The following is a 12,578-nucleotide window of genomic DNA, read 5'->3' as shown; positions in this document are numbered from 1 at the left end:
GTGATCGTTTCGTTCCGCATCCACTATTCCTCCGCACGTTCTCCGTGCGGCCCCCACCCGCAGTGCGTCAGTCGACGGGCCAGGTGTGCACCGGGGCGTTGAGGTGCATGTAGTCCATGTACAGCTCCGTCATCCGCCGCAGGGCCTCGTGGCGGCCGGCGCGGGTGGACGCCTCGATGCGGTGGAACATCTCCTTCTGCCAGACGGCCCCGTTGCGGGCGGCGACACAGCGCTGCTCGATGATGCCGAGCAGCGGCTCGCGCCACGCCGCGTCCATGCCGGAGCGCTCAAGACCCTGGTGCGCCAGCGGCAGCAGCCGCCTGAGCACCAGTTCGGGCACCGGCACCTCGCCCATCCCCGGCCAGTACAGGCGGGCCTCGATGCCGTGCCGGGCCGCCGTGTGCAGGTTGTCCTCGGCCGCGGCGAACGACATCCGCGACCACACCGGCCGGTCCTCCTCCACCAGGGCGCGCGTGAGGCCGTAGTAGAAGGCGCCGTTGGCCAGGACGTCCGCGACGGTCGGCCCGGCGGGCAGCACCCTGTTCTCCACGCGCACGTGCGGCCGGTCGTGGACGACCGCGTAGACCGGGCGGTTCCAGCGGTAGATCGTGCCGTTGTGCAAGGTGAGTTCGGACAGCTCGGGCACGTCACCCCGGTCCAGCGTCTCCACGGGGTCCTGCTCGTCGCACAGCGGCAACAGGGCGGGAAAGTAGCGCAGGTTCTCCTCGAACAGGTCGAAGACGCTGTTGATCCAGCGCTCCCCGAACCACACCCGGGGCCTGACTCCCTGGACCTTGATCTCCTCCGGGCGGGTGTCGGTCGCCTGCTCGAACAGCGGGATCCGGGTCTCGTGCCACAGCTCCTTGCCGAACAGGAAAGGCGAGTTGGCCGCCAGCGCCACCTGTACCCCGGCGATGGACTGCGCCGCGTTCCAGTAGGGGGCGAAGTTCTCCGGGGACACCTGGAGATGGAACTGGGTGCTCGTGCACGCGGCCTCCGGGGTGATCGTGTCCGCGTACGTCCGCAGCCGGTCGACGCCGTCGATCTCGATGTGCAGGTCCTCGCCCCGGGCCGCGAAGACCTGGTCGTTGAGCAGGTGATAGCGCGGGTTCTCCGAGAGCGACTCCTCGCCGATGTCCTCCTGTCGCAGCGTGGGCAGGATGCCGGTCATCATCAGACGCGCGCCGACCGACCGGGCGCGCTCCTCCGCGTGGTTGAGCGCGGCCCGTATCTCCTCCTCCCAGGCGTCCGGACCGCCCGCCGTCAGCCGGCGCGGCGGAACGTTGATCTCCAGGTTGAACCGGCCGAGTTCGGTGGACCAGGCGGGGTCCGCGATCGCCTCCAGCACGTCGGTGTTGCGCATCACCGGCTCCGCCTCGCCGTCCACCAGGTTCAGCTCGATCTCCAGTCCCACCTGCGGCCGTTCGGCCTCGAACCGTGACTCGCGCAGCATCTGCGCGAACGCGTCGAGGCACTCCTGCATCTTGATCCGGTACCGGCGGCGGTCCTCGCGGGTGAAGACGAGCGCCGGGACGTCACGCCCCATCGGCCCTCCTGGATTCCGCTCCTCGGACGACACCTCTCCACCCAGCGTCGCATCACCGGCTGAGCCCCACCACGCGGACGGCTCCGCCGCCGTCAGGGCAGGCGCGCACAGTGGCCGGCCGCCGCGCCGCCGGGCCGCCGTCGTGGGCGGCGAGGAGGGCGGGACGGCGCCCGCCCATGCCGGGTCGCATTCGCCCACGTCAGGGCCGCACCCGTACCGGCCCGTGCGCATCGCGCGGACAAGCGGGACCATGGTGCTGTCAGGGAAGGAACCGATGGAATCTGCGCGGAAGGGCTTCGACGCGTCGACCGACGCGGCGGCGGTGATCACGGCACGGGGCGTGGTGACCGGCTGGACCCGGGGCGCGGAGGACCTGTTCGGGCTCCCCGCCCAGGACGTCGTCGGCCGTCCCGCCTCCCGCCTGCTGGCCGAGGACCCGGCACGTGCCGCCCGCGTCGCGGACCGCTGCCGCGCCGGAGCGGGCTGGAGCGGGCTCGTCGCCGTACGCCACGGCGACGGCCACCGCATGGACGTCGACCTGCGGGTCTCGGCGGCCTTCCGTATCGGCGCGGACGAGTGCTTCCTGGTCTCCGCACGCGATCCGTGCGCGCAGTGGCAGGTGGACGGCTCCGTCCTGGAGGGGTTCCTGGCCTGCGCACCGGTCGGTATGGCCGTCATGGACCCGGGGCTGCGCTATGTCTGGGTGAACGAGACGCTGGAACGCTTCGGCGGCGTCCCCCGCGAGCAGCGGCTGGGCCGCAGGCTGAGCGAACTGCTGCCCGGGATCCAGGCCGACGCCCTGGAGGGGCGGATGCGCAAGGTACTGGCCACCGGGGAACCGGTGCTCGACTACGAGTACGTCGGCTGGAGCTGGGCCGACCCGCACCGCCGGCGCGCGTACTCCACCTCGTTCTTCCCGCTGACGGACGGCGGCGACTCCGTCTCCGGGGTCTGCTACATGGTCTCGGACGTCACCGAGCGCTGGAACGCGCGCCGGCTGCTGACCCTGGTGAACGAGGCCGGCACCAGCATCGGCACGACCCTCGACGTGCTGCGCACCGCCCAGGAACTCGCCGACTTCGCCGTACCCCGCTTCGCCGACTACGTCGTCGTCGACCTCCTGGAGCGCGTGCTCAGCAGCGAGGGTCACGGGGCGTGGCTGACCGACGCGGGACCCGCCCCCGCCAGGACGGCGATGCGCCGCGCGGGCATGCGCGCGGTGCGCGGCGGCTGCCCCGGGGCGTTCGTCGGGGTCGGTGAGATGGCGGACTTCGTACCCGCCTCCTACGCCGCCGACCTGCTCGGCCACGGGGACCCCGTCCTCATCCCGGTCCTCGACCCACCTGACGGTCAGGGCGCGGCCGAGCAGCCCCTGCGGATCGCCCGCATCCGCGAGTACGGCCTGCACTCCCTGATCCTGGTACCGATGCGTGCCCGCGACACCGCCCTCGGCCTGACCTCGTTCTTCCGCTCGCTCAACCGGGTCGCGTTCGGACCCGACGACGTCCTGCTCGCCCGGGAACTGGTGGCGCGGGCGGCGGTCTGCGTGGACAACGCCCGCCGCTACACCCGGGAGCACACCGCGGCGGTCACCCTCCAGCGCAGCCTGCTGCCGCATGCCCTGAAGGGCGGTACGGCCCTGGAGGTGGCCTCCTCCTACCGGCCGGCCGACCCGACCGACGGGGTCGGCGGCGACTGGTTCGACGTGATCCCCCTGTCCGGGGCACGGGTGGGCCTCGTCGTCGGTGACGTGGTGGGTCACGGCGTCACCGCGGCGGCCAGCATGGGCCGGCTGCGCACGGCGGTCCAGACCCTCGCCGACATGGAGATGCCCCCCGACGAACTCCTCGCCCACCTCGACGACCTCGTGCTGCGACTGAGCGACGAATCCGGCGACGGCGACCCCGCCGCCCGCGCCACCGCCACCTTCACCGGCGCGACCTGCCTGTACGCCGTGTACGACCCCGTCACCGGCCGGTGTGCCATGGCCCGGGCCGGCCATCCGCCGCCCGTCGTCGTCACACCCGACGGACGTGTGAGCTTCCCCGAGATCCCCGCCGGACCGCCCCTCGGCCTCGGCGGCATGGGCTTCGAGGCCACCGAGATCGAGCTGGGCGAGAACACCCTGCTCGGCCTCTACACCGACGGCCTCGTCGAGGGAGCCGACCACGACATGGAGCACGGCATGACCCGCCTGGGCCAGGTGCTCACCGACACCGGCGCCGACCTCACCACCCTGTGCGACTCAGCCGTACGGCAGCTCGTGCCCGTGCCGCAGCCCGACGACATCGCGCTCCTGCTGGCCCGCACCCACCGTCTCGGACCGGGCCGCATCGCCTCCTGGGACGTGCCGGCGGACCCGGCCGCCGTGGGCCACGTCCGCGCCGGGGCGACCCGCCAGGTCGAGGAGTGGGGCCTGGGCGCGCTGGCCATGACCACGGAACTCGTCGTCAGCGAGCTGGTCACCAACGCGATCCGCTACGCCACACCTCCCATCCGGCTACGGCTCCTCCTCGACGCCCGGCTGACCTGCGAGATCTCCGACCGCAGCAGCACCGCCCCGCGGCTGAGGCACGCCCGCAGCACCGACGAGGGCGGCCGCGGTCTCTTCCTCGTGGCCCAGCTCGCCCACCGCTGGGGAGCCCGCTACACCGCCGACGGAAAGATCATCTGGGCCGAGCAGGAACTGCCCTGACCGTTCGCTACCGGTGGTGGGACGGTATCCAGTGGTGCTCGCAGAACCAGCGGCCGAACAGCGCGCCCCCGTACACGACGAACCCGACGCCGACCAGCCACGACTCCACCACCAGCACGGTGCCGACCGCGCCGTAGCTCAGCGCGTTGGTGACGATCAGCGGCGCGAAGACGAGTTCGGAGAACGCGCGCAGACCCGCCAGGCCCACGATGGTGGCGAGGGCACCCGGCAGCAGGTCGCGCCAGCGGACCTGGCTCCCCAGCAGGAAACGCGGCCCCCACCAGAAGAACAGCACCGTGCTCACCGTGGTCACCACGAACCGCTGGATCCCGTACATCGTCGTCTTCGTCTGCACCTCCTGGTACAGGTAGGCCATCAGCACCACCAGCCAGGTCGTCTGCCGCCACACCCGGTGCCACGGGCCCGCGGCCAGGTTCCAGATCCGCTCGTAGCCGTTCTGCACACTGCTCGCGAAGGACACCCCGAACAGGGCGAGAAGGACCACGCTCCACGCGCTGATGGTGCCGATGACCTCGTGCGGGGGGCTGAAGATGTCGGTGAGGATCCGGGCGGACTTCCCGGACAGCCCCATCCCGTCCGCGAGCCATGACGAGAAACCTCCCCGCACCAGCGGATCCGCGGCGGCGACCACGATCAGCAGCGGGGCGAGCGTGACCAGGGCCAGCGTGGCGAACCCCATGGCCCGGTGCAGCAGCTCCAGCTCCTTGCCCCGCCTGAGCAGGGTGGACAGCGCGATCCACTCCCAGGCGCGGTGGAGGCCGCGACGCCACTGCTTCACGGGCCGTCCCTCCCCTGTTCGCCGCACGGGACTGGATGGGTCTCTTGCCTCTCCTTCGATCATCGACCCATCGAGCCCCACGCGCCCGACCGGACGGCGGTCCGGGTGGTGGCCCGGCGTCGGTTCGGGTGACGGACGGCCCTCGTACGGCATGGAACGGCCGGGAAGCCCGGCCGCCACGTCCACACCGCCGCACCGCCCGCCACCGCGTCCGTACCGTTCGGTCGGGTATCTCCGCTGCCACGCCTCAGTCGGTCAGTGCGCTGAGCCGGCGAGCGGCTCGGGGACCGACTCGCCCCGCCACGCGCCGTCGCGCGCGGCCCAGCGCACGGCGGGCGACACGGCGAGGCCGGCCACGGCGAACAGCACGCCGAGCACGGCCCACCCGACCGTGCCGTGGGCGATCGCGGTGACCGTGACCAGCGAGGGTCCCGCCATCATCCCCGCCGACATGCCGGCGCCGAACACACCCTGGTAGACACCGTGCGCGCGGGCGTCGGCCAGCTCGTAGCCCAGGGTCCAGCCGCCGGCCGCCGACAGCACCTCGGCGAAGACCTGCACCACCGCCCCCGCCGTCAGCGACAGCACCGCCCACACCGGGGACAGGCCCGCGGACAGGGCGTACACCGCGCAGGCCGCCGCGAGCAGCAGTCCCGACCAGCCCATCGCCCTTACGGCACTGGGCACTTGGGAGGCGCGGCGGGCGGCCCGTACCTGGAGGAGCGCCACCAGCACACAGTTGACGACCATCAGCAGTGCCGCCGTCCAGCGCGGTGCCTGTGTCCGCTCCACGATCCACAGCGGCAGCCCGACCTCCGACAGCGTGTACTGCACCACCAGCACCGCGTTCAGCACGGTCACCGCGAGGAACGGCAGGTCGCGCACGGCCCGCCAGCGGCCGTCGGCCGGGGCAGCGGCGTCCGGCGCCGTGCGCTCACGCACATGCGAGGCCAGCGGCAGCCGCGGCAGCAGCAGCGCCGGACCCGCGAACGACAGTGCGTTCAGCAGGATGACCGTGATGTAGGCGCCCCGCGTGTCCAGTTGGAGCGCTACCGCGCCCAGCGTTCCGCCCAGCCCCATTCCCACGTTGGTCACCATGCGGAGGTACGCCCGTGCCTCCACCCGGGTCGCCGCGGGCAGCACGTCGGCGTACACCGCGCCCTGCACCGCGCGGCTCGCGGTCATCAGGCCCGTCGCGCAGACGGCCGTCACGAGGAACCCGGCGTAGGAGTGCACCAGGGCGTACGCGGCCGTGGCGAGGCCCGTGCCACCCCACAGCACCGCGCCGATCCGGCGGGCGCCCCAGCGGTCCGCGGCCCGTCCGGCCGGCACCCCGGAGACCACCCCCACCAGACCGGCTACCGTCATGCCGAGCCCGACCGCGGTCGCGTCGAGGCCGATGATGCGCGTGAAGTACAGGATGCCGAGCGGGAAGTACAGGCCGTTGCCCAGGGAGTTGACGGCGGTCAGCACGGTGGCGGCGCGCAGCACCGGATCGGCGGGAAGCAGTCCTCCCGCGCGAGTGGCGCGTCTTTCCCGCTGGTCGGAGCCTTGTGAGACTGGTGTCGTGGTCATGACCGACAGTCAACCCTGTGCCGCTCCCGGCCGGTATTGATTTGCCTGGCGCTCAATGACGTGGCTCCGCTTGGCCGTTGACGATCTCGCCTCCGGCTCCGTTGCCTTCGGTAGCGCGGCCCTTCGGGCGTCCCGGGGGACGCCCGAAGGGAGGGGCGTCAGTTGCAGCCGGCGGCGGACCAGCTTCCCTCGATCCAGGTGCAGGTCGCGCCGGGCAGAGCCGACTTGAAGAAGTTCTCGTAGTCGTCGAACACCGCCGGGTCCTCGAGCTTGACGAACGCCTCGTCGCTGTATCGCAGCGAGTTGAACGTGTAGTTGTGGCTGCCCGTCCAGAGGATCTTGCGGTTGTTGACCTTGCCGGACCCGTCGTCGTAGCCGCCCTTGACCAGCAGGAACTTCGAGTGGAACGGCGTGGCGTAGTTCGCCGACTCGGGGTAGGTGTGCACCACGGGGCCGTTGTAGGCGTTGAAGGACGCCGTGAGTTCGTCGGTCACCTTCCCGTATTCCACGGGGGCCGCGTCCTCTCCAGTGCCCCGGTAATGCTTGGGCAGCTGGTACAGGACCTCCACCCAGCAGCCGGCCTCGTCGAGGTCCTGCAGCGTTTTGGCGATCTCGTAGCGGCTGAAGAGGTTCATTCCGACGCGTACGACGGTACGGCCGTCACTGGTACCGAAACCAGGGTCGTTGCCTTTGCAGACCACCCCGTGGAGCCGGTTGATCACCGCGTCGGTGTCCGGTTCGGAGGGCCAGTCGGAGTTCACGGACGCTTCGGGGAAGAAGTAGGCCTTGGCATTCCCCGACGTCAATGTCGTGTAGTAGTTGTTGTTGGGGTGCATCGCCGCCAGGTCGCCGAGGTAGGAGGCGTACCCGTTGTACAGACCGGCGTTGCCGTTCATCTGCAGTGCGCTGTTCCAGGCCCCGAAGCCGCCGGCGCTGGCGCGGGCGTCCAGGTTCTCGGAGGACTGTACGACGACGTCAGAGGTGCCGTCCGTCAGCTGCGAGAAGAGGAATATCTTGTTGTGGTTGATGGACTGCAGGTTGCTGTTGTCGCCGATGCAACCCCGGTGCTCCGGACACGCCACGGCGTAGGAAGCTGCCGTGATGGATGAACCGATGTGGTTCTGGAGCTCCTTGAAGGGCACGTAGTGGGCGTCCGACTCGGCGGATATGTGGTCCACGACGACCTTGACGTGCACCCCGCGGTCGGCCGCGTTCTCCAGAGCCTGGGCGATGTCCAGGTCGTTGAAGATGTACATCGCGACGTGGATGTCGGCTCCGACCGCGGTGCGGTTGGTGAGGTCAAGAAGCTGGTTCTTGATCGCGTTCGGGTTCGACGGTGAACTGAAGAAGGCGTGAGACCCGGTGTCGGCCGCAGCGGCCTCGGGAGCCTGGACCAGCGACATGCTGCATATGAGCCCCAGGGCGCCCACGGCGGTGGCGATACGGCGGCGTGCCGATCTTAACGATATTGACATGTACCCCTCCCCTTTGGCGCGCCACCATATCAGCGCAATCGAAAGGGAGTTCGTGGCTCGTGTATGCGTCCGAGTGGGGGAGGGGTGTCGTCGGCAGCACAAAGGAGCTATGGCCGCAGGTAAGGGCACCGCGCTATCTGATCGCCGGCCAAGCGTGGACATCGGCGATCTCGCCGCTGCCGACCTCCTGGACGCGTGACCGCGCCGACCGGCCGAAGGGTGCGACAGGTCTGGCTTCGTGGGACTCGAAGGCGCCGGCCGGATACGGTGACGGAGTGACCGAGAGCCTGCCTTCCGACGTCGCCGACGTGCTCGCGGCAGTCCTGAACTCTGACAATCCAATTCATGACGCGCTCCGAAGGCAGGTTCCGCACCTCAGCGTGCGAGGTCGCTGCACATGCGGGTGCGGTACCGCCTACTTCGAACTCGACACGAGCGAGGTGGAGCCCGCCTCCACCGGCCCCGGCGCAGTGGTGGCGGCCGAAGCGCAACTCGTCACCGAGACCGGTGAGTGTCCCGGCGAGGTTCTGGTCTTCACGCAGGGCGGCTGTCTGTCGTGGCTGGAAGTCTGTTCATGGAGCGACGGCATCGAGGTGACGCTGGCCTCGGCGCGCCATTGGCTGCAGCCACGCTCTTGATCCTGACCGGCCCATGAACTCCGGGTAGGTGTGGACAGGGGCCTTCAGGTTGGCATTCTCGCCTTGAGGAACTGCCGCCCATGGCCCCGAAGTCGAGCGGTTCCCTCACTCGTCCGCACAGGCCTTGGCCTTGAAGCGGGCCATGGGGACCGTGACCGGGATGGCGTCGCCGTTGTCCGAGATCTCGTCGTACCGGACCGTCCCGGGAGTGAGCCGTTTCCGGTCGGCGCCTTTGAAGGTGACGTCCGCCGCCGACCACGAGTTGTCCTTGGTCCAGCCGTACAGCGTGTAGGTGGTTCCGGAGGCGAGCGGAGCGAGGCTCTTCCGCGTGGACCAGCCGGGGGACGGCGCGTCCAGGGTCCAGGTGGCGACGCCGGACGTGACGGGCCGGTCGGCGACCCAGTCACCCACCGTGGGCGTGTCGTCGGGGTCGCGTCCGTCCACGTAGAGGGTCGCACCGTCGATCCGGTGCCCGCAGACCGCGATCACGCCCAGCAGGCGACCGTCCTCGGTGACGGAGATACCGCTCACGGCATCGACCGGAACCGTGCACCCGGAGGCCGAGGCCAGGGCCGCGCCCGCCACGGCGGCACCGGCCAGGCGGCGCGCCACCCGCGATGAAACTCCCGACCTCATGAAGTCCCCCCGTTTTACGGAACCGCCGCGTGGGACCGCCTTGCGCGCCCCCCGTGTCCCCACCCTTCCGACAGTAGCCACGACCCGCGTCGGACGGCAGTGCCGCCTACCGTCCCGTTGCGCACCCGTTGTGGGGTCGTGGCCGGCGGCCCCGGTCCGCCGGGTGGGCCGGACGGCCGAACCGGGCAGTGGTCGGCACATCCGCCGCGGCGGCGGACACATCCGCCGGACGGCTGCCCTTGCGCCCGTTGTGCGCGTCGTCCCCGCACACTTGACGAAGTGCCGCATTTCTCAATGAAGGCCATGTATCGGACGCGTGAAGGGAAGCCGCTCACCCATGCACATCGATCTGGCAGGACGCACCGCCCTCGTCACCGGTTCCACCCAGGGCATCGGCGCGGCCATCGCCGCCGGACTCGCCCGCTCCGGCGCCCGCGTCGGCGTCAACGGGCGCGACGAGGGGCGGGTGGCCGAGAGCGTCCGGCGGCTGGCCGAGGCGGTACCCGGAGCCGACCTGGTCCCGGTGGTGGCGGACGTGGCGAGCGAGGACGGAGCCCGCCGGGTGACGGACGCGCTCCCGCACGTGGACATCCTCATCAACAACCTCGGCATCTTCGGCGCCGCCGACCCGCTGGAGATCTCCGACGCGGAGTGGCGGCGCTACTTCGAGGTCAACGTCCTGTCCGCCGTACGCATGACCCGGATGTACCTGCCGGGGATGATGGAGCGCGACTGGGGGCGGATCCAGTACATCTCCAGCGAATCGGCGATCGCCATCCCCGAGGAGATGATCCAGTACGGGATGTCGAAGACCGCGATGCTCGCGCTGGACCGCGGATTCGCCAAGAAGGCGGCCGGTACCGGCGTGACGGTGAACAGCGTCATCGTCGGACCCACCCACACCGCGGGGGTCGAGGACTTCGTCTACGAACTCGTCGACCGGGACCTGCCCTGGGACGAGGCCCAGCGGGTCTTCATGCGCGAGCACCGCCCGCAGTCCCTGCTGCGACGGCTCATCGAGCCGGAAGAGGTCGCCAACATGGTCGTCTACCTCAGCTCCGACCAGGCGTCCGCCACCACCGGGGGAGCCCTGCGCGTCGACGGGGGATGCGTCGACGCGATCCTGCCCTGACCGTTCGTAGTACCGCGGTACCACCCGGCCGGCGTAGTGGGGCCCCCGGTACCACCGTTTACGGGCGTTTCACCTCATAGCGTTACCGATGGGCGTCGGGAGCGACGGACGCCGCAGGCCGAGGAGAGGGAAAGCCAGTGATCGAGGCACACCAGCTGACCAAGCGGTACGGGGAGAAGACGGCCGTCGACCGGCTGGACTTCGTCGTGAAGCCGGGCACGGTGACCGGCTTCCTCGGGCCCAACGGCGCCGGCAAGTCCACCACCATGCGCATGATCATCGGGCTCGACGCACCGACCCACGGCTCCGTGCTGGTCAACGGCCGGCGCTACGCCCGCCACCAGGCCCCCCTCCAGGAGGTCGGGGCCCTCCTGGAGGCCAGGTCGATCCACCCCGGCCGCTCCGCCCACCACCACCTCAGGGCCCTCGCGCTCACCCACGGCATCCCCCGGCGCCGGGTCGACGAGGTCGTCGAACTCGCCGGACTGGGCAGCGTGGCCGGAAAGCGGGCCGGAGCCTTCTCCCTCGGCATGGGGCAGCGGCTCGGCATCGCGGCGGCGCTGCTCGGCGATCCGCAGACGGTGATGCTCGACGAACCCGTCAACGGACTCGACCCCGAGGGCGTGCTGTGGATCCGCGAGTTGCTGACCTCGCTCGCGGCCGAGGGGCGCACGGTGTTCGTATCCTCGCATCTGATGAGCGAGGTCGCCCTCGTCGCGGATCACTTGATCATCGTCGGGCGGGGCCGGCTGCTGGCCGACACGACCGTGCGCGACCTCGTCCGCGACGCGGGCGGCGACACCGTCAAGGTGGCGACACAGGACCCGGCGCGCCTGCGCGAGGTCCTGGCCGGACCGGGCGTCTCCGTCACCGGCCGCGTCGGCTCCGAGGAACTGCAGGTGACCGGGGTGACCGCCCGCGAGATCGGACTGCGGGCCGCCGAGCACGGCATCCCGCTCTTCGAACTCGGATCACGCGCGGTGTCCCTGGAACAGGCCTTCATGGAACTGACCAGAGAGTCCGTGGAATACCACGGCTCCACCACCGCCCGTGAGACCACGGAAACCCCCGAGCCCCTGGGGAGGCCGGCATGACCACCCTCACCGAGACCCCGCAGTCCACCGACCCCGCCTCCGCCCGTCCTGCCTACCGGGTCACCGGACGGCGCGTACTGGCCTCCGAGTGGGCCAAACTGTGGTCCCTGCGCTCGACATGGATCACCCTGGGCCTGGGCCTGCTGTTCCTCGTCGCGTTCGGGCTCATCGCCTCCGCCCGGTACCGGTCCGGCTACGGATCGGGCCGCCTGCAGGGCGACTTCGCCCGCGCCACCGGTGTGAGCCTGTCCCTCTTCGGCACGAACATCGCCCAACTGGCCCTCGGCGTCCTGGGCGTGCTGGTCATGGCGGGGGAGTACTCCACCGGCATGATCCGTTCCACCCTGGCGGCCGTGCCGCGCCGGCTGCCCGTACTGTGGTCGAAGGCGGCGGCGTTCGGAGCCGTCGCGTTCGTGCTGGGCGTCCTCGGCGCGTTCGTCGCCTTCCTGATCGGGGGCAGGATCCTCTCCGGCACACCCGCGGCCATGGGCCTCTCCCACCCGGGCGTCGTCCGCGCCCTGTTCGGCGCCGGGCTCTACCTCGGCCTGGTCGGCGTGATCGGTACGGCGCTCGGCGCGCTGGTGCGGTCCGTGGCCGGCGGGATCTCGCTGCTGGTCGCCACCCTGATGCTGATCCCGGGACTGGCCTCGCTGCTGCCCAGCTCCTGGCAGGACGACTTCGACCCCTACCTGCCGAGCAACGCCGGCCAGTCCATGTTCGCCCTGACCCACGACGCCACCACCCTGTCACCCGGCGCGGGACTGCTCGTCTTCCTCGGCTGGACGGCGCTGGCGCTCGCGTGCGCGGCGTACCGGCTGGTGCGCGACGACGCCTGACCGCACGCACATGACCTCCGGCGTGACCTCCGGCATGACTTTCCGGCGTGGCCTCCGGCGTGACTTCCGGGACCACCGAGGGCATCAGCGGGATGGCGCCGCTGGTCGCCCGCCTCGGCGGCGCGGGCCGGCGGCTCCGCCGCGCGCCGGCC

At 70.9% G+C, this 12,578-nt stretch carries 10 protein-coding genes; 5 read left to right on the top strand and 5 right to left on the bottom strand.

Going from position 1 to position 12,578, the window contains the following annotated elements:
- Window positions 1-67 precede the first annotated feature (67 nt).
- Window positions 68-1,546 (bottom strand): glutamate--cysteine ligase, encoded by a 1,479-nt coding sequence (locus OIB37_RS02075; RefSeq protein ID WP_330455760.1) that lies wholly within the window; start codon window positions 1,544-1,546, stop codon window positions 68-70.
- Between the two features lie 274 nt (window positions 1,547-1,820).
- On the opposite strand from OIB37_RS02075, the gene OIB37_RS02070 reads away from it, so the two are divergent.
- On the top strand, window positions 1,821-4,241 hold the full coding sequence (locus tag OIB37_RS02070; RefSeq protein ID WP_330455759.1) for a SpoIIE family protein phosphatase: 2,421 nt from the start codon (window positions 1,821-1,823) through the stop codon (window positions 4,239-4,241).
- A 7-nt stretch (window positions 4,242-4,248) separates the two neighbouring features.
- Here OIB37_RS02070 and OIB37_RS02065 read toward each other — a convergent pair whose 3' ends face one another.
- The 3 genes from OIB37_RS02065 to OIB37_RS02055 all read right to left on the bottom strand — a co-directional run bounded on the left by OIB37_RS02065 (window position 4,249) and on the right by OIB37_RS02055 (window position 8,018).
- The gene (locus tag OIB37_RS02065; RefSeq protein WP_330455758.1) at window positions 4,249-5,040 is read right to left on the bottom strand and encodes a ribonuclease BN; all 792 of its coding nucleotides are present in this window, start codon (window positions 5,038-5,040) and stop codon (window positions 4,249-4,251) included.
- Between the two features lie 255 nt (window positions 5,041-5,295).
- On the bottom strand, window positions 5,296-6,615 hold the full coding sequence (locus OIB37_RS02060) for an MFS transporter (RefSeq protein WP_330455757.1): 1,320 nt from the start codon (window positions 6,613-6,615) through the stop codon (window positions 5,296-5,298).
- A gap of 158 nt (window positions 6,616-6,773) precedes the next feature.
- A complete protein-coding gene (locus OIB37_RS02055; RefSeq protein ID WP_330455756.1) occupies window positions 6,774-8,018 on the bottom strand; it encodes a phospholipase D-like domain-containing protein in 1,245 nt (414 codons plus the stop codon).
- 347 nt (window positions 8,019-8,365) lie between these two features.
- Between OIB37_RS02055 and OIB37_RS02050 the strand changes: the two genes are divergently transcribed.
- Window positions 8,366-8,728, top strand: coding sequence for a hypothetical protein (locus tag OIB37_RS02050; protein WP_330455755.1), 363 nt, complete (start codon window positions 8,366-8,368; stop codon window positions 8,726-8,728).
- A 105-nt stretch (window positions 8,729-8,833) separates the two neighbouring features.
- Here OIB37_RS02050 and OIB37_RS02045 read toward each other — a convergent pair whose 3' ends face one another.
- The gene (locus tag OIB37_RS02045; RefSeq protein WP_330455754.1) at window positions 8,834-9,340 is read right to left on the bottom strand and encodes a hypothetical protein; all 507 of its coding nucleotides are present in this window, start codon (window positions 9,338-9,340) and stop codon (window positions 8,834-8,836) included.
- Between the two features lie 361 nt (window positions 9,341-9,701).
- Here OIB37_RS02045 and OIB37_RS02040 point away from each other — a divergent pair, with 361 nt between their 5' ends.
- From OIB37_RS02040 to OIB37_RS02030, 3 genes are all read left to right on the top strand, one after another.
- On the top strand, window positions 9,702-10,496 hold the full coding sequence (locus OIB37_RS02040; protein WP_330455753.1) for an SDR family NAD(P)-dependent oxidoreductase: 795 nt from the start codon (window positions 9,702-9,704) through the stop codon (window positions 10,494-10,496).
- A gap of 137 nt (window positions 10,497-10,633) precedes the next feature.
- A complete protein-coding gene (locus OIB37_RS02035) occupies window positions 10,634-11,590 on the top strand; it encodes an ATP-binding cassette domain-containing protein (protein ID WP_330455752.1) in 957 nt (318 codons plus the stop codon).
- On the top strand, window positions 11,587-12,426 hold the full coding sequence (locus OIB37_RS02030) for an ABC transporter permease (RefSeq protein ID WP_330455751.1): 840 nt from the start codon (window positions 11,587-11,589) through the stop codon (window positions 12,424-12,426). The genes OIB37_RS02035 and OIB37_RS02030 overlap by 4 nt, the downstream gene beginning before the upstream one ends.
- Window positions 12,427-12,578 lie beyond the last annotated feature (152 nt).

The organism is Streptomyces sp. NBC_00820, from assembly GCF_036347055.1.
GTDB lineage: Bacteria > Actinomycetota > Actinomycetes > Streptomycetales > Streptomycetaceae > Streptomyces.
This window is presented reverse-complemented; position numbering and strand designations above follow the sequence as displayed.

Bases quoted from the DNA above. Each gene is read 5' to 3' on its own strand.
- OIB37_RS02075 (WP_330455760.1), bottom strand. From the start codon at position 1,546: ATGGGGCGTGACGTCCCGGCGCTCGTCTTCACCCGCGAGGACCGCCGC.
- OIB37_RS02070 (WP_330455759.1), top strand. From the start codon at position 1,821: ATGGAATCTGCGCGGAAGGGCTTCGACGCGTCGACCGACGCGGCGGCG.
- OIB37_RS02060 (WP_330455757.1), bottom strand. From the start codon at position 6,615: ATGACCACGACACCAGTCTCACAAGGCTCCGACCAGCGGGAAAGACGC.
- OIB37_RS02055 (WP_330455756.1), bottom strand. From the start codon at position 8,018: ATGTCGCTGGTCCAGGCTCCCGAGGCCGCTGCGGCCGACACCGGGTCT.
- OIB37_RS02040 (WP_330455753.1), top strand. From the start codon at position 9,702: ATGCACATCGATCTGGCAGGACGCACCGCCCTCGTCACCGGTTCCACC.
- OIB37_RS02030 (WP_330455751.1), top strand. From the start codon at position 11,587: ATGACCACCCTCACCGAGACCCCGCAGTCCACCGACCCCGCCTCCGCC.